The organism is Zunongwangia sp. SCSIO 43204 (assembly GCF_019904275.1).
Taxonomy (GTDB): domain Bacteria; phylum Bacteroidota; class Bacteroidia; order Flavobacteriales; family Flavobacteriaceae; genus Zunongwangia; species Zunongwangia mangrovi.
Window position 1 is genome coordinate 3,874,494 of record NZ_CP063204.1, and the last position, 17,923, is coordinate 3,892,416.

A 17,923-nucleotide genomic window follows, 5' to 3' on the forward strand; every position below is an offset into this window, starting at 1 on the left:
GAAATGATAAGCCTTTAAAAATGCTGAAATTCGATGTTTTAGGTAAGAATTTATAAAACCGTGTAGATTGATTTTGCTCCCAGAAAAACAGCTATTGCAATCACTATAAAACCAAAGATATTTTGCGTAAGTGTATTTTTGTAATTACCTAATACTGAAGTTTTATTTACTACCCAAAAAAGAAAAATTGCAATGACCGGAAGTAAAATTCCGTTTGCGATTTGTGCAAACTGGATTAATTGGATTGGCTGAATTTTTAAAGACGAGCAAAAAACGCCCAAAATCACCACAAAAGCCCAAACTGCTTTAAATTTACCCGACTTTAAGTTGGTTTGCCAGCCTAAACAACCTTTTACAACGTAAGCAGCTGCAAGTGGCGCTGTGATCGACGAGGTAATCCCTGCGGCTAAAAGTCCAATAGCCATAAACCATGATGCAAAATCTCCAAAAACAGGTTTTAAACCTTCAGCCAGGTCTACTGCATTATTTACACCGTCTAATCCAGAGGCTGCGCCACAGACCAAAATCGCCATAGAAACGATTCCGCCTAAAACAATCGCTATAATTAATTCGATTTTAGCCGTTTTTAGATACTTTTTTTCTTTCCACTTCTCACTAACCAGTGAAGCGTGCAAAAACAAATTATAGGGTACTACAGTAGTTCCTACCAAAGCGATCACTCCAAGAATTCCGGTAGAAATGTTATTCGGTATAAATCCGTTTAAAATTTCAGCAATATCAGGTTTTACAACGATAGCGGTAATAGTAAACGCTAGACTCATTAAAATAACAAGAGCGATAAAAATCTTCTCTAAAACTTTATAATTTCCTATCCAAAGGATAGCGAATGCAGTTGCTCCTACGAAAAGACTCCAAAGATTTATATCAAAATTGAATAAACTGAACTGTTGTTCACCAAAAACTGCCTGTAATCCCAAAACTGCACCGGTAATATTACCCGCTTCGTAAGCCGCATTACCAATCACGATAGCCGAAAAAATTAAGGCGAGTGCCAAAAATCGCCAAACCGGTTTTTTAAGTTCTGCTCTTATGTTATCACTTAATCCTTTTTGGGTAACTACGCCTAACCTGGCTGCCATTTCCTGCAAAATGATACAGGAAAAAACAGATAGTAATAACGCCCAGAGCAGAGAATAGCCAAAGTTCACGCCCGCCAACGTACATGCAGTCACCGTTCCCGGGCCAATAAAAGCAGCAGAAACTAATACTCCGGGTCCTAATTCTTTGAGGTAATTCTTCAAATTAAGTTTAAAACTGACTTTTTTTAAGCTGACTATTATTTATCCTGATCTAAAGCATAGATCGCAAAAGTACCCAACCAGTGACCACCTTCGTAAGAATCGCCAACCACATTTGGAAAAGAATAACCTAAATGACTATCTGCCAAAGAACTTAAATGACCAAACTTCTCTGGATATTCATTGGCTAAACCATAAAACACCCAGGCTCGGCTAAAATTTAAACCGTCTAAATGAACTAGTTTCCCATCACTTCTATCTGAAACTTCTCCCACTTCTATCGAGAAATCTTCGTTCATAAGTTGTGGCATAAAGTCTTCGATCCAAAGGTAAAATGCATTTTTAGGCATAATTCTTCGCATGATATCGACCTCCTCTAAACAAGGTGACAGAAAATCGTAACCGCCCGGCTCCCAGCCAATAGGGCAATTATCATCTTTTAAATAGAAATCTTTCGCGCGTTTTGAGATCAATTCCTGTAGTTCTACATTTTGGGTCGTTACCGCAAAATCGTAAGCGAAGCCTAAACCAAAAGCAGTGTTTGTATGCTCTCCTACTCGAATTGGATAGTTAAGTTTTGGTAAGAAATCAAGATATCTGGATATTATTAAATCGGTTAAAGGCTGTAGATTTTCATCTAATTTTGTTGCCAAAGGATCATCCCAGGTTTTTAATTCTTCAGCGAGTTTTAACAACCACGCCCAGCCATATGTTCTTTCATAAGAATTTTCTTCTGGACGATTAAAATAAGCTACTTCTCCTTTAATATTTTCAGCAGATAAAGATTGTTCTAATTTTTGACGAATTTCGTCTGCTTTTTCAAGATTTGGGAAACGCTTTAGAAGCGCTACCAAAGACCAATGACCATGAACCGAACTATGCCAGTCGAAGCATCCATAAAAAGATGGATGTAATTGCGAAGGCTCTCCCATTGCTTCAGCATTGGATAATGTTTGGTTTAGTTTGTTGGGATATTCTGTGCTTATACATTCTAGCGGAAGATCTGCAAGACGATTAGCCTCTTCTAATGTAAATTCTACCGAATTATCAGGATTAAGTGTTTCAGTGATCGCATCGACATCTATAATAGAATCTGATGATGTTTCTTCAGGCTTAGCAGGATCATTTGCTGTTTCATTTTTACAGGCAAAAAGGCTAAAAGCTGCAAAAACAAGCACTAATTTTTTCATGAATTGGGATTGATTCAAAATTCAGGAACAATTTATCAAAAATTTATTACAAAAGTTTAAAGCTCTTCCCAAAAAGAAAAAACAATCATCCCAACCAGCCATCTCGATCTAAACTTCGATACTGAATAGCTTCGCTAATGTGGTTAGATTTAATTTCTTCAGAAGCTTCTAGATCTGCTATGGTTCTGGAAACTTTTAAAATTCGGTCATAAGCCCTTGCGGAGAGATTTAGACGTTCCATTGCCGTTTTCAGAAGATTTTTAGAAGTAGTATCTAATTTGCAGAATTTGGTGATCTGCTTAGTTCCCATCTGTGCATTGTAATGAATATGCTCAAATTCCTGAAATCTCTCGGTTTGTAACTCTCGGGCTTTAGTGACCCGCTTTCTAATATCTATACTATTCTCTCCTTTTCGCTCTTCACTAAGTTTATCGAATGGAACCGGAGTAACTTCTATATGAATATCAATTCGGTCTAAAAGGGGTCCACTAATCTTGCTTAAATAACGTTGCATCTCTGCAGGCGAGGAGGTAACGGGAGCATCGGGATCATTAAAATAACCGCCGGGACTTGGATTCATACTCGCCACCAACATAAAGCTTGAAGGATAAGTTACCGTGAATCGCGCTCGGGAAATGGTCACTTCTCGATCTTCTAAAGGCTGTCGCATTACTTCTAGAACACTACGCTTAAATTCGGGCAATTCATCTAAAAACAATACGCCATTATGCGAAAGAGAAATCTCTCCCGGTTGTGGATATGCTCCACCACCGACAAGTGCGACGTCTGTTGGAGTTATAAAGTATGTGGTGTATATTTGTTTTAAATTTGAAAGGAATGAATAAAGTAGCAATTTACGCCAGGGTTTCAACAGTTGATAAGCAAGATTACAAACGGCAAATTGAAGAGTTAACAGATAAAATCAAGAGAGACGGCTATTCAGAAGAAAATATTGATGTGTTCAGTGAATCCATATCTGGATACAAATTTGATAAAGAAAGGCCCGAGATGAGTAAATTAAATCGAATTATCGAAGAGGATAATGACTTTTACACAAGGATATACGTCAGTGAAATAAGCCGTATCGGGAGAAAACCAAAAAAAATTAGGGATATCATTGAGTTCTGGAACGATGCTGGTGTGGATTTATATATTCATAACATAGGCCAGAACACTTTGCAACCTAACGGTGACAGGAATACTGTGGTGAATACGATTATACATGTTTTAATTGAATTTGCTCATAGTGAAGGTGAACTCTTCAAACAAAGAAGTCGAAGTGGTCTTTTCAGTTCGGCAAAGGCTGGTAGAGCAGGCGGTGGGAAATACTTACCTTATGGTTACCGCAGAGATAAACATAAAATGTTGGTTATCGATGATAGTGAAGCTGACATTATTGAGAGGATTTTCAAACTATATCGTAAGGGTAATGGTACCAAGGTAATAAGTGGAATACTCAACAACGAAAAAGTACCTACCCGAACCAACAAGGCTTTAAAAGGCAAGGAACTGAATTTTAAAATTAAAAAGAAGGCTGAGGATATCCAGTGGAGTGACAAACAGGTTCACGATTTTCTAAAGAATACTATCTACAAAGGGGAAAGACGATTTAAAGGCGAAATCTTGAAGGCACCAGCTATTGTTCCAGCCGAATTATTTGATGAATGTACCGAGATTAGAAAAAATAAAACTCACAAGAACCACTTAACCATCTACGAATATTTACTTAAAAACAAAATAACTTGTGGATGTTGTGGACGAAATTACTTTGCGAAATTTAAACCACATACTGGTGGTGACAAGGTCTATATATGTTCCAGTCGTTTAAAAACAAAGGGGAATTGTGGTAATGCTGGTGTGAATATCAGTTTAATTGAATCAGCCATTTACAATGAAATTATTTCCAGTACATCAATCCTGAAATACATAAATAACAAAGACGAGGTAAAAAAAAGGATGGAAGAGGAACTGGAGCAGTTAAAGAATCGAATTTCTACAAACGAACGTTTATATAATGAAAGTCGTAAAAAACAGAAGACCCTCTTAAAGTATGCTTTATCTGTTAGTTTGGATTCTGAGGTACTTGAGAGCGAGAATGCTACTTTAGTCGCTGAAGAAAATCGGCTTGAAGAAAAGTTAATTCATGATAGAACACAACTGAGGAAAATCGAAAAGGGACTCAAGAAACAAAACGATGTCGGAACCACTGCGGAAATGCTCAAGAACGCCAGAACCAACAGGTCTGAACTACGAGCAATATTTCATGAAATTATAGATAATGTAATCATCAATGTAATTGATAAGGATACTATTTTAGCCAACGTTTTTTTATCAATAGATGAGGTAGTCCTACCAACATCATTAAGACTTTTTTTGAATACAAAAGGCATTAGGAAGCCTTTAAAGGAATTTGGATACCAACCCATGCCTGGAAGAAATGAAGCTAAGAGATATCACAAAAACATCCTTAAAACACCGATACACCAAATCCAGGAAGAACTTCATATTATAAAGGAAAATTTAGGGTTCTTAGAAACAGAGTATATAAACATCCGAGAAGAAAATGTATTAACCATTCCAACGGCTTGACCATTACTTTTATAATTAGATTAACCCCAGGGGAATAACAAATAACCAACTTTTTGTTGCGGTAAAACGACCCAAATTGTTTAGATTTGAAAACCAATAATCAGAGATTCTATGGCTTATAATATTGAATTGTACTTAGGAGATAGTAAGAAGATGCTTAAAAAACTTCCTGACAATTCAGTGGATTTAATATTTACCTCACCTCCTTATGCCGACCAAAGAAAAACTACCTATGGAGGAATTCCTGTTAAAGAATACGTCAAATGGTTCAAACCTATTTCAAAGGAACTATTTAGAGTTTTAAAGCCCGATGGCACCTTTGTGCTAAACATTAAGGAAAAAGTAGATAAAGGTGAACGAAGCACCTATGTACTGGAATTAATACTTGAAATGCGGAAGCAAGGTTGGTTATGGACCGAAGAATTTATATGGCATAAAAAAAATTCTTTTCCTGGCAAATGGCCTAATCGATTTAGAGATAGTTGGGAGCGTTTACTTCAATTTAACAAGAAGAAAAAGTTCAACATGTATCAAGAAGAGGTAATGGTGCCTATGGGTGATTGGGCGAAGTCCAGGTTAAAAAATCTTAGTGACACAGATAAAAGAAGAGATAACTCTAAAGTTGGTAGTGGGTTTGGTAAGAATATAAGCAACTGGGTTAATAGAGAAATGGCCTACCCGTCCAATGTCTTACACTTGGCTACCGAATGTAATAACAAAAATCATAGTGCAGCCTTTCCTGAAGAATTGCCCGAATGGTTCATTAAACTCTTTTCCCAGGAAGGTGATGTTGTATTGGACCCATTCATGGGTTCAGGAACTACAAATTCTGTTGCTCATAGGATGAACAGGAATACAATTGGAATTGAGATAATGGAGGAGTACTATGATATGGTGTGTGAGCAATTTCCATCGGAACTCATTACAAAAAAGAAATCCAGGGCAAAGAAAGCCGATACCAAAGCTATACCCCCGACAACAGAAGAAAAAAAGGTAAAAAAGAAAGAATCCAAAGCGATTAAAGCAAAAAAAATTAAAACTACAAAGAACTTAAAACCTCAACCTCTTAAAAATGGAAAAGCTGAACTTAACGGAAGTATCAAAGTACGTTGAAGACAATATCGGGATTTTCCACAGTAAACGAATTTCTCGCCTGGATAACCTCAAACTATCTAAAGTTCTAAAGCGAAAGAATCCCTACCTCTTTAAAGCAAAACACGTATTAACAAGTGAGGAAATTATCCGTGGTATTATGGATGCTCATATTTCAAGTAATGAAGAAACTATTTTTGGTGATTGGTTGGAAGGTCTTGCTATCTTTATTAATAATAAGGTATATGGTGGAAGAAAATCTGGTATACCTAATATCGATTTAGAATTTGATAAAGATAATATAAGATATATCGTTAATATAAAATCAGGACCCAATTGGGGAAATAGTAGCCAGATAAAAAAAATGGTTCTGGATTTTAATACAGCAGCAAGGACCATTAGAACCAGTGGTTCTGAGATTCATATAGTAGCTGTTAATGGCTGTTGTTATGGTCAAGATAATAACCCAGATAAAGGAACTTACTATAAATATTGTGGACAGCGGTTCTGGGAGTTTATATCTGGGGACCCGACCTTATATGTGGATATCATTGAACCATTGGGTCATAAGGCTAAAGAAAAAAATGATGAATTCCTTGCATCCTACTCCCATATGGTAAACAAATTTACCAGAGAGTTCAGTATCGAATACTGTAATGATAAAGGGGAAATACTGTGGGATAGAATCGTAAAATTCAATTCACAGAAATAATTTTAATGGATATCGATTACTACCATTAGTTTCTCCTACCCTTCTTTATAAACTACCCCCCTGGCAAATAGACCTACCTGGGATTCGTTTTAATGTCATTAATTTATAGTTAAAGGTTTTGCACCGTATCCTCGCTTATATAAGACTTTTTTTTGAAACCCCTTCTCAAGCGTATCCGACTACGTAAAAAAAATTACCATTAGATAATCCTCTAAGTTTTTAAAGGGGTGCAAATTCAAATCAGACAAAAAACTTGTTTTCCCAGACAATCATATATTTTTTTTTGATTTTTTTTTGTTGTAACCACCTCAACATAAGCCACTTATTTTTTATTTAAAAAAAAATGATGCATAAGCTTTACAATTTTCCTTTTTACTCGATAATTATATTAACAAGCTGGGCAGATTTTAATTTTGCTTGTCCTGCTGTTGTATAATAATAGAAGTATAAATGAATTTAAAATGAATGTAAAACTTAATTATGAATCACAAATTGAAAGACACTATGGTACATTAAAAAACACAAAGTACTATACTACTACACAAGTAATGGAGATGGTAGGTATTTGTAAAAGAACTATGAGGTCACGGGTAAAACAAATAAAAAAGAAATTCAAGAATATACCATCGAAAATGTATATGTTGAATAACAAATGGTTCATTGAAAGAAGTATAGTTTACCTCTTCTTACCAAAATACAAGACCAAGAAAAGTACATTGTATAACCAAGATTGGAAAAGCTTTATTACCTGGATAACTAAAGATTCCTTTGATAAGGATTACCATTACAGTTTGATAGGTGAAGTACAGTATCACCTTCCTGAAGGTAGATTTCTATGGGTCGTTGAACAAACTCAAAAAGGTGTTAATCATGTTCATATGGTGAGTGACATGAAGCCTAAAGAAATTAAAAATACCATCAACACCATAATTAACCGATATCTACCTGCCCATGAATATCGTTTGGAGGTAGCAGAAATTAATAACGTAATAAATGTAATAGATTACATGCTGAAAACTAAATAGCTATGAAAGAATTTATAAATGAGCAATTTTAACCTGGACCAAAACCCAGGAACGAAACAATTATTAATTAATTATGTTCTAATGGAATATGAAGAAAATGCCGATTGTTCCAATGAATCACTGATGAGGGAATGGTGGTACCTCTATGAAAATAACCTATTAGCCTTACTTTCTACTGCGGAAGGATTGAATGCCCACCCATAATGAGAAGATTAGGTTCTAAAGTAGACTTTTAAAGCCTTTTACGGTCCCTTTACGGGCCGTATATGACGGGTAAAACCCTACGATGCAAATATGATGTATTGTGGGGTTTTCTCGTTTTATAGGGGCTACCAAGAGGAAATAAGTGGGTGTGGTCGTAAAGACGAGGGAAATGTTTAATAAAATTTATTTAGATGTGATCCGCAGGATCACATCCTCGGAAAGCAATCCTAATGAATCAAAAAAGAAAGTGTGGACTTGCAACAAAAAACTGGACAAATAGTTGAATGACTACGCTGCTAGTTTAAGGTTATACATGTCTAATTCAAATTCTCTTATAGTTCTATTTCCTAAAAAGGAATGTCTTCTTCTATTATTATACCAAGTTTCTATCCATCCAAAGATGGATAACTCCGCTTCAGATCTCAACTTATAATTGTGCCTATAAACCCATTCTACCTTTAATGATTTAAAGAACGATTCAGCAATGGCATTATCCCAGCAATTACCTTTTCTGCTCATAGATTGGTTTACTAAGCCATTGTAACTTTTAATTAATGAGGTAAACTTATGGCTGGCATATTGTATACCTCGGTCGGAATGAAAAATTAAAGACTGGGTTAAAGTAGTTTTCTTTATAGCCATATGCCAAGCCTTAATAATAGTGTCTTCTGTACTTAGATTATCGCTTAGAGCCCATCCAACAACTTTGCGGTTAAACAAATCAATAATGACAGTAAGGTATAACCAGCCCTGTTTGGTTTTGATATAGGTTATATCGCTTACCCAAACTTGATCCTGTCGGCTTACTTCAAAGTTTTGGTTTAATAAATTAGGAGCTATGGGGTAATTATGTTGACTATATGTGGTTGCTTTAAACTTACGTTTTCGTTTTGCAAACAAATAATTAGCACTCATAATACGTGCAACTCTAGGCTTTGATATTTTATAGCCTAATGTCTCTAGTTCTGTTTTTATTCTAGGTGAACCATAGCTTTGAAAGCTATCTTTAAATATAGATTTAATAAGCCCAGTTACCTTTTGATTTTCTAACCATAATTTACTTGGTCCCGATTGTAACCAATGGTAATAGCCACTTTTGCTTACTTTCAATATTTTACACATCGTCTCGACAGGAAATCTCATAAGGTGTTGTTTTATAAACCTGTATTTTTCTTGTCGCTCGCGGAGAAGATGCTGATGGCCTTTTTTAAGATGTCTCGTTCTAACTCGGCTTCTTTTAATGCCTTTTTTAATCGGGCTATCTCTTTTTCTTCATCGGTCATTTTAGGATTACCACGGCCAGGGAAACTGTTGTTACCGTAATCTTTTAACTCTCTACGCCAACGGTAAAGTACAGATGGAAATATATCCAAGTCTTCACATACTTGTTTTACATTGCCTTTAGCATAACTTAACTCGACTGCTTTTTGTTTAAATTCTAAGGTGTAATGTTTAGATTTTCTTCTCATAATTGCTAAGGTAATAACTAGCAAAAATATTCTCTCAACTTAGTGTCCGGTCTAATGTAGTAATTCCAGTGTATCAAAAAAAGTCCATATCCAAACATTTTTTAATACAGTATTTGAATCATTTTTTATCAAAGAATTATTTTGTTATATCATAGATAAAAACTATATTTGATTATCTAACGATAACAAAAATCTATTTATGGAAACTTCTTTAATTATTGCCAGATGTTCAACCAATGAAAAAAAACAGGATGTGAACCGTCAAATTGAAGAACTCACAACCAAATACGGGAATCAGTACAATGTTGCTGAGGTCTACAGTTATTACCATAGCGGAACCAAAAATCAAGACCATAATCAGAAAATACTTGATTTAGTTAAGGAACTAAACGTACAACATATAATCGTTAGTGAAATAAGCCGTATTAGCCGAAAGGTTATTGATTTCCTCCAATTTGTTGAGGTGACCAATGAAAAAGGCATTAATATTATAATTGATAATCATGGCTTATCTACATTAAATTCCGATGGGACTCCAAATATTATGACCCAAACAATGCTTTCAATCGGTGCGAGCTTCGCAGCTCTGGAATTAAAGCAAACACAAGAACGGTTAAATAGTGGGAGGGCCAAATACATTCGTGATGGTGGAAAATTGGGGCGAAATGAGGGGACAACTGAAACACCTCAACAATTTTTAGCTAAACATAAAGATGTACTAAAGCACTTGAAAAAGGGCCAATCAATCCGTAACACTATGAAGTTAACATCTAAATCTAACGGTACCGTACAGAAGGTCAAGAAGTTAATGCAACTGTAACACCACCACCTACTTTAATACTTTCACATCGGAAATCGTATGATGCGGACTACGAAACGGGCGCTGCGCCATGAGTCCGTGATCTTTTACTTTTCCAACTACGCTATGAATTTTTGTAGTTTCCAGTGCTTCATGCAAGGTCATGGGAGGCAAAATACTGGGTAATCTTTTAGCGAGCATCGTTTTACCGGCACCGGGAGGACCAATAAGAATAATGTTATGCCCACCGGCAGCAGCAATTTCCATGCAGCGTTTTATAGACTCCTGCCCTTTAACATCTGCAAAATCATGCTCTGGATGATTTAAGTGATTATAAAATTCTTCCCTGGTATTTACAATGGTTTCAGGAAGTTCAATATCCTTATCAAAATGCTCGCAAACATCTTTGATATTCTTTACGCCAAAGACTTTTACATCTGAAACTATAGCCGCTTCCTTAGCATTTTGCTCGGGTAAGATAAAATACTTAAATCCTTCCTGCCTTGCTTTAATGGAAATAGGAAGTGCTCCCTTGATGGGTTGTAAACTTCCATCAAGGGATAATTCTCCCATTATGATATATTCTGAAATATTTTCGGCTTTGATCTGGCCAGAAGCGGCCAAAATACCGATAGCGAAAGTAAGGTCGTAAGCCGATCCTTCTTTGCGAAGATCGGCCGGAGCCATATTTACAATAATCTTTTTTCCCGGAAATTTGTATCCGTTATTCTGAAGTGCTGCGGCAATTCTAAAACTACTTTCCTTAACCGCATTGTCTGGCAGACCTACTAAATGATAACCAATTCCTTTGTCGATATTTACCTCGACCGCGATGGTCGTTGCTTCTACTCCAAAGACAGCGCTACCATAAACTTTTACCAGCATTTAAAGACGTTTTCTCTAAATGTAGTAAATAAAATATTTTAATTAACTGTATTTTAAACAGTTAACACATTTTTACGATAGTGATCTACTAAAGCATCAATAGGACGTCTAACAATATTTCCTACTTCTATACCGTAAGGCTGTAGGACTGCTTTAATAATATCTTCACTAAAGTAAGCAATCGTTCCGATAAAGTGAACCGGAGTGGTACGACATTCTGGATAACAAAGTACACGAGAATGTACAAAATCTGTTAATCCTTCGTGAACCAACTTATAGAAATATCCATTACGCTCGTTAGCAAAAATGAATTCTGCAAAAGAAGCTAAATATGTATTTGGATTGTCTTTTTGGTAGATATTCTTTTTTATTTCGTCACTGCTAACATCAAATTTCTCTTCAAATTTAACAGCAAGTTCCGGAGGCATTCTTTTATAGTAGTAATCACGAATCAATCTCTTTCCGAAGTAATTTCCACTAGCTTCATCCATCAAAATGTATCCTAAAGAAGCTACCGCCTGGTGAATATTTTCTCCATCAAAATAGCACGAATTAGATCCAGTACCAAGAATACATACGATTCCGGGCTCTGTAGTGGCAGCATAAACAGCAGCAACCATATCTTCTTTAACCATTACATCATCTGCATTGGTGAAAAAGTTAGCGATAATCCCAGCCAGCAAATTGCTAGGTTTATCTGTACCACAACCTGCTCCAAAAAAATGAACTCTTTCTACCTTATCCTTTACTTCTCTAAGATCTGGATTTTCTTCTATACGTTGTTCCAATACTATTTCTGGAAATACAGCCGGGTTTAATCCTTTAGTTCTTGTCTTAAAAATCTTTTCACCGGTGGAATCCATTAATATCCAGTCGCACTTTGTAGAGCCACCATCTGCTATTAGTATCATTTGCTATTTAGTATTGATTAGAGATAAAAAAGCCTGAAAAACCATGCAAATTCAAAAAATCTGAATTACCGCACAATCTTTCAGGCTTATATGAATTTATTATAAAGAAGCTACGTGTGCAGCTAAATCTACAAGTTTAGATGAATAACCATATTCGTTATCATACCATGCGATTAATTTGAAGAAGTTATCGTTAAGAGCGATACCAGCTTCAGCATCAAAGTTACAAGTATGAGCATCAGAAACGTAATCCTGACTAACAACAGCATCATCTGTATAAGAAATTACTCCTTTGTAATCTCCACCAGCAGCTTTCTTGAAAGCAGCTTTGATATCGTCGTAAGAAGCAGCTTTTTCTGTTTTTACAGTAAGATCCACAACGGAAACATCAGTGGTAGGAACTCTAAATGCCATACCAGTTAGTTTTCCTTTAAGTGAAGGAATTACTTTAGTTACAGCTACAGCAGCTCCTGTAGAACTTGGGATAATGTTAGCGATCGCACTTCTTCCTAATCTAAAGTTTTTCTTAGATGGAGAATCTACTGTAAACTGAGTAGATGTAGAAGCGTGAACTGTAGTCATTAAACCTTCAACAAGACCAAACTCATCATCGATCACTTTTGCAAGTGGAGCAAGACAGTTAGTAGTACAAGAAGCGTTAGAAACGATATCCTGATCTGCAGTTACTTCGTGGTGGTTAACACCCATTACGAACATTGGAGCAGTTTTAGAAGGTGCAGAAATTACAACTTTTCTAGCGCCAGCTTCAAGGTGAGCTTTAGCGTTATCTAAATCTGTAAAGATTCCTGTACAATCTAATACAACTTCAGCTTCAATATCTTTCCACTTAAGATCTGCAGGATTTTTTTCAGCAGTTACTCTAATTGTTTTCCCGTCCACAACAAGGTTTCCGTCTTTAACTTCAACAGAACCATCAAATTTACCGTGTACAGAATCATATTTTAGAAGGTAAGCTAGATGATCTACATCAAGTAAATCGTTGATAGCAACAACTTCTACTTTTTCACTTTGTGCAGCTATTCTAAAGGCTATACGCCCAATTCGGCCAAAACCGTTAATTCCAATTTTTGTACTCATTTTTCTATTTTTAAAATTTAAACTGAAGTGATGTCTGCCACCCTTCTTAATTCTTTATCATATTTTGCCTCACCATTTATGGCTACGGTTAGCGGAACGCGAACTACGTGTTGATGATTTAAACCAATCATTACTTTAGAATCACCGTCTAATAAAGCTTCTACAGCTCCTACTCCTAATTTACTTGCAAGAACGCGATCGAAACAACTTGGTCGCCCTCCTCTTTGAATATGTCCAAGAACTGATACTCGTATGTCGTAATCTTCTAAATGCTCCTCTACATATTCAGCAAGCTGAAATATATTTTTTCCGCTTTTTTCTCCTTCGGCTACTACTATGATGCTGGAAAGTTTGCCAGACATTTTACTCTTACGTAAGGATTCTAACATTCGCTCTACACCTTCATCCTCTTCGGGTATTAGAATTTCCTCGGCTCCTGCTCCTATTCCGCTATTAAGAGCAATGTCTCCCGCATCTCTTCCCATAACTTCGATAAAGAACAATCGATTATGAGAACTGGCAGTATCTCTAATTTTATCAATGGCATCTACAACTGTATTAAGTGCAGTATCGTACCCTAAAGTAAAATCTGTACCGCTAATATCGTTGTCGATCGTAGCAGGAATTCCAACTATTGGAAGATCAAATTCCTGACTAAAATAAACGCCACCCGTAAAAGTACCATCTCCACCTATAACAACCAAAGCGTCGATGTTATTTTTTGTTAATTGTTCGTAAGCTCTTTTACGACCTTCTACGGTTTTAAACTCCATAGAACGAGCAGACTTAAGGAAAGTACCTCCTTTATTAATAATGTTACGTACAGATCTGGCATTTAGTTCTTCGAAGTCGCCTTCCATTAAACCTTGATAGCCTCTATAAACCCCTACACAGTCAACATTATAAAAAGAACAAGCCCTAACCACCGCGCGAATTGCGGCGTTCATTCCTGGAGCATCTCCTCCAGACGTTAAGACACCAATTTTTCTTATTGTATTTGCCATCACCTCAAATCTATTTTAAATCTTAAATATAACCTAATTTGTGTTTAAACTAAATCGATTTCGGTTGATAACTAATAAAAACAGCCCCAAATAGGGGCTGTTTTTATCATTTTGTGAATTTTATTACTGAATTATTAAAATTTTATATTCCCATGGAGAAAATTGAAATTTTTGATTTTCTTCAATTACGAAAACTTTTTCGTTGTTCATATAATCAATAAACTCCCCATTAAGATCGATCGTAAAGCTTTTTTCCTGATCTGTTAAGTTTCCTATAAAGATCACTTTATCATCGCCTTGCGTTCTTTTAAAGCTAAATATAGCATTTTCTTTAGAATTTTCAATTTCAGTGTAATTCGCTGAAGTTTTCGATCCATCTAGCGCTATACTACTATTCTTTAATGAGCCAAGTTTCGATAAAATTGGCCAGAATTTATTTTTTTGATGCGGAATGGTGTCTTTCTCAAAAAATCGCAAACGCTTTTGCATATCGTATTCCTGCCCGCTATAAATTAACGGCATTCCCGGCATTGTAAAGGTAAGTGCCGTCATTACTTCTGCCGCATCTCCCATTCGTTCATTTACAGATCCACTCCAGCTATTCTCGTCGTGATTGGTCACAAAATTCATCAGGTAATCATCTTTCTGATATGTAGTATCGATCTTCTTTAAATAATCACTTAAATCTTTAGCGTTTTTCTCGCCCTGTGCAATAGCATTTAAAATATGATGACCTTCCCAGTTATAACCCATATCAAAAGCTTCCTCGAAAAGATCTTTATCTTCAGATTCTGCCAGCATAAAGATTGGTTTCACCTGTTTGATTTCCTTTACTGCAGATTCCCAGAACTCGGTTGGCACCTCACCAGCTACATCACATCTAAATCCGTCGATATTTTGCTCTTCAACCCAATAACGCATTTCCTTGCGCATTTCTGTCCATAACTCTTTGTTATCATAATTAAGATCGGCTACATCTGTCCATCCCCAACTTTCGCCGGTATCCGGATTTATAGGATCTATAATTTCCCCTGCTTCATTTTTCGTATAGAATTCAGGATGTTCATCAATCCAAACATGATCCCAACCGGTATGGTTTGCTACCCAATCTAAGATTACATAGATATCATTATCGTGCGCTGTTTTCACTAATTCCTGAAAATCTTCCAGCGTTCCAAATTCAGGATTAATCCCTGTATAATCTGAAATTGCATAATAACTACCTAAAATCTTTTCGCGTTCCTTAGCATCCTCTATTTCTTCTGCAAAACGACCATCTGCAGCTTTTCTTTTTACTGAAGATATTGGATATACCGGCATTAGCCAGATCACTTTCACGCCCAGTTCTTTTAACTGCGAAATATCTTTCGTAAACTCATTAAAAGTACCTTCAGGAGAATATTGGCGAATATTAGCTTCATAAATTACCGATTGTCCTAAAATACTATCATTTATAGGAGCTAAGTTTTGAGCTTTTTCGTCTTCATTTTTAACCGAATCTTCTAAAGCTTCATTTTTACAGGCAGCAAGCATCGAAACTGCAAGCGCCGCTATTATAAATCTGTTCATTTTTATTGAAGTTGAATTAACATGGCATCCTGAGCCTTAATACTTAAACTCTCGTCTAACTGAATAGTTTCTCCGGAAATAATTTCCTTCCCAGATGTCGAATTTTGGATTCCTTCAGCATACTTTTTCAGATCCAATGTTTGGTCTTCAGCATTGTTATTGATCACCACCATTACACGGTTTTCATCATTGTATCTAAAATATACATACACATTATTTTCAGGTAAAAACTGAAGCATTTTCCCAAATTGCAGCACTTCATTTTCTTTTCTGAAATTCAATAATTTTGAAGTCAGATCGAAATATTGTGACTGTGTCTCCGTTCTTCCTTCCGCAGTAAAAGCAGACTGTTCGTCTCCTTCCCAACCGCCAGGAAAATCCTGTCTAATCGCGCCATCACCTTTACCTTTATCACCACGCATACCAATTTCGTCACCGTAATACAACTGTGGAGTACCACGAACGCTGGCGATCATCGTCATTGCCATTTTGTATTTCTGGAAATCGCCATCATAAATTTCATTAAATCTACCAGTATCATGATTTCCCATAAAAACCATTAAATTATCGGTATCGGCATACAAAAAGTCATTCACAAAATTCTCGTACGCTTTAATCATTCCGCGATCCCAGCTGGCATCTGGCTCGTTAAACATCGACGTCATCGCATCGTGCAACGTAAAATCCATTACCGATGGTAAATTAGAATTGTAATCCTGAATCGCACCAATAGGACTATCTTTCTGCCAATAACTTATCTGCGCCTGGTCATGCATCCAAACTTCCCCAACGATATTAAAATATGGATATTCGTCCATGATCGCTTTTGTCCATTTTGCGATGCCTTCTTTATCATTATAAGAATACGTATCTACACGAAAACCATCCAAACCAGAATATTCGATCCACCAAATTGCATTCTGAATCAAATAATTTAACACCAAAGGATTACTCTGGTTTAAATCTGGCATCGTACCCGTAAACCAACCATCCACACAATATTTAAAATCGTGTTGAGATGTATGCGGATCGTACTGCGTAGTCATTCTATAATTAGAATTAGCGTAACCCGGAAATTGGTGAATCCAATCGTAAGTTGGCAGATCTTTGATCATCCAATGCTCGCTTCCCCAGTGATTCGTCACATAATCCATAATTAACTTCATATCTTTTTTATGAAGTTCATCAGCTAAACGCTTGTAATCTTCGTTGGTTCCGTAACGAGGATCGATCTTATAAACATCACTTTGCGCGTAAGTATGATAAGAATATCCGGCATCATCATCTGCCAGTAAAGGTGTGCTCCAAAGTGCGGTAATTCCAAGATCATCTAAATAATCCAGATTATCGATCACACCTTGTAAGTCTCCACCATGACGGCCACCTTGCTTAGAACGATCGGCTTTTTCCTGCATTTCTGCTGAAGAATCATTATCTGGATTTCCATTAGCAAAACGATCTGGCATAATTAAATAGATCGCATCACTAGCATCGAATCCTTCTCTTAATGCTGAACCTTCTTCTCTTTGCTTTAATTCGAAAGTTTTGGTAATATTTCTTTTACCTTTTTTACTGAAGGTAAATTGGTAATCTCCTGCAGCAAGATCTCCAGAATTGATGGTCACAAACACATAATTTGGATTCTCAGTTTTTCTAATATTGTTGATAATCACCTCATCTTCTGAAGAAACCTCGTAAGTCCCGATATTCTCTCCGTAGAACATGATCTGAAGTTCTTCCAGATTCATATCACTCCACCAAAAAGGCGGTTCCATTTTATCGATTTGAGCTTGCGCTACTCCTGTAAAACATAACAGGAGTAACACAAGGTGGTATAATTTCGTTTTCATTTTTTGTTTTCAGTTTTCAGCTCACAGCTTTTAGCTACCAGCTATCAGCCTTTAATTTTGGGTTAAATAAGATTTCTCGATACTATTTTATTTACGCTTTCGCTTCAATAAAGTCAATTGAAGTGACAGCAAGTATTACTGTCATTCTGAACCTTTCCGTCCGGCAGGCGGGCTTGAATCAGAATCTCATCCAGATTATTCTAAATGAGATCCCGGATCAAGTCCGGGATGACTACTAGATATTTCTTACATCTCACTTCTAAAACC

General features: G+C 36.3%; 13 protein-coding genes and 2 pseudogenes. 5 read left to right on the plus strand and 10 right to left on the minus strand.

The window, feature by feature from the left end; genetic code table 11:
* Positions 1-50 precede the first annotated feature (50 nt).
* From INR75_RS17140 to INR75_RS17150, 3 genes and pseudogenes are all read right to left on the minus strand, one after another.
* Entirely contained in the window at positions 51-1,262 is a 1,212-nt protein-coding gene (locus INR75_RS17140) for an Nramp family divalent metal transporter (RefSeq protein ID WP_223089758.1), read from the minus strand.
* 35 nt (positions 1,263-1,297) lie between these two features.
* On the minus strand, positions 1,298-2,449 hold the full coding sequence (locus tag INR75_RS17145; RefSeq protein ID WP_223089759.1) for a DUF2891 domain-containing protein: 1,152 nt from the start codon (positions 2,447-2,449) through the stop codon (positions 1,298-1,300).
* Between the two features lie 85 nt (positions 2,450-2,534).
* Positions 2,535-3,245: pseudogene (locus tag INR75_RS17150) on the minus strand (YifB family Mg chelatase-like AAA ATPase); the annotation flags it as partial.
* A 41-nt stretch (positions 3,246-3,286) separates the two neighbouring features.
* Between INR75_RS17150 and INR75_RS17155 the strand changes: the two are divergent.
* From INR75_RS17155 to INR75_RS17170, 4 genes are all read left to right on the plus strand, one after another.
* Positions 3,287-5,038 (plus strand): recombinase family protein, encoded by a 1,752-nt coding sequence (locus tag INR75_RS17155; protein WP_223089760.1) that lies wholly within the window; start codon positions 3,287-3,289, stop codon positions 5,036-5,038.
* 111 nt (positions 5,039-5,149) lie between these two features.
* Positions 5,150-6,151 (plus strand): site-specific DNA-methyltransferase, encoded by a 1,002-nt coding sequence (locus tag INR75_RS17160; RefSeq protein ID WP_223089761.1) that lies wholly within the window; start codon positions 5,150-5,152, stop codon positions 6,149-6,151.
* Positions 6,111-6,842 (plus strand): PmeII family type II restriction endonuclease, encoded by a 732-nt coding sequence (locus tag INR75_RS17165; protein WP_223089762.1) that lies wholly within the window; start codon positions 6,111-6,113, stop codon positions 6,840-6,842. The genes INR75_RS17160 and INR75_RS17165 overlap by 41 nt, the downstream gene beginning before the upstream one ends.
* A gap of 578 nt (positions 6,843-7,420) precedes the next feature.
* Positions 7,421-7,867, plus strand: a complete 447-nt coding sequence (locus INR75_RS17170) for a hypothetical protein (RefSeq protein ID WP_223089763.1) — start codon at positions 7,421-7,423, stop codon at positions 7,865-7,867.
* Positions 7,868-8,359: 492 nt separating this feature from the next.
* Here INR75_RS17170 and INR75_RS17175 read toward each other — a convergent pair.
* Positions 8,360-9,564 (minus strand): IS3 family transposase gene (locus INR75_RS17175; RefSeq protein WP_086026153.1). Its coding sequence is split into 2 segments (ribosomal slippage): positions 8,360-9,285 and positions 9,285-9,564, totalling 1,206 coding nucleotides; the frame shifts between segments, so codons are not numbered across the junction.
* A gap of 175 nt (positions 9,565-9,739) precedes the next feature.
* Between INR75_RS17175 and INR75_RS17180 the strand changes: the two genes are divergently transcribed.
* The gene (locus INR75_RS17180; protein WP_223089764.1) at positions 9,740-10,360 is read left to right on the plus strand and encodes a recombinase family protein; all 621 of its coding nucleotides are present in this window, start codon (positions 9,740-9,742) and stop codon (positions 10,358-10,360) included.
* Between the two features lie 15 nt (positions 10,361-10,375).
* Here the strand turns inward: INR75_RS17180 and INR75_RS17185 are convergent.
* The 6 genes and pseudogenes from INR75_RS17185 to INR75_RS17210 form a co-directional block, all read right to left on the minus strand.
* Positions 10,376-11,224: pseudogene (locus INR75_RS17185) on the minus strand (YifB family Mg chelatase-like AAA ATPase); the annotation flags it as partial.
* Between the two features lie 53 nt (positions 11,225-11,277).
* Positions 11,278-12,135 (minus strand): N-acetylglucosamine kinase, encoded by an 858-nt coding sequence (locus tag INR75_RS17190; RefSeq protein ID WP_092542063.1) that lies wholly within the window; start codon positions 12,133-12,135, stop codon positions 11,278-11,280.
* Positions 12,136-12,234: 99 nt separating this feature from the next.
* A complete protein-coding gene (gap, locus tag INR75_RS17195) occupies positions 12,235-13,233 on the minus strand; it encodes a type I glyceraldehyde-3-phosphate dehydrogenase (protein ID WP_092542061.1) in 999 nt (332 codons plus the stop codon).
* Between the two features lie 17 nt (positions 13,234-13,250).
* Complete coding sequence (gene pfkA, locus INR75_RS17200) at positions 13,251-14,237, minus strand: 6-phosphofructokinase (protein WP_223089765.1); 987 nt, start codon at positions 14,235-14,237, stop codon at positions 13,251-13,253.
* A gap of 123 nt (positions 14,238-14,360) precedes the next feature.
* A complete protein-coding gene (locus INR75_RS17205) occupies positions 14,361-15,806 on the minus strand; it encodes an alpha-amylase family glycosyl hydrolase (protein WP_223089766.1) in 1,446 nt (481 codons plus the stop codon).
* Between the two features lie 2 nt (positions 15,807-15,808).
* A complete protein-coding gene (locus INR75_RS17210) occupies positions 15,809-17,656 on the minus strand; it encodes a glycoside hydrolase family 13 protein (RefSeq protein WP_223089767.1) in 1,848 nt (615 codons plus the stop codon).
* Between the last annotated feature and the right edge of the window lie 267 nt (positions 17,657-17,923).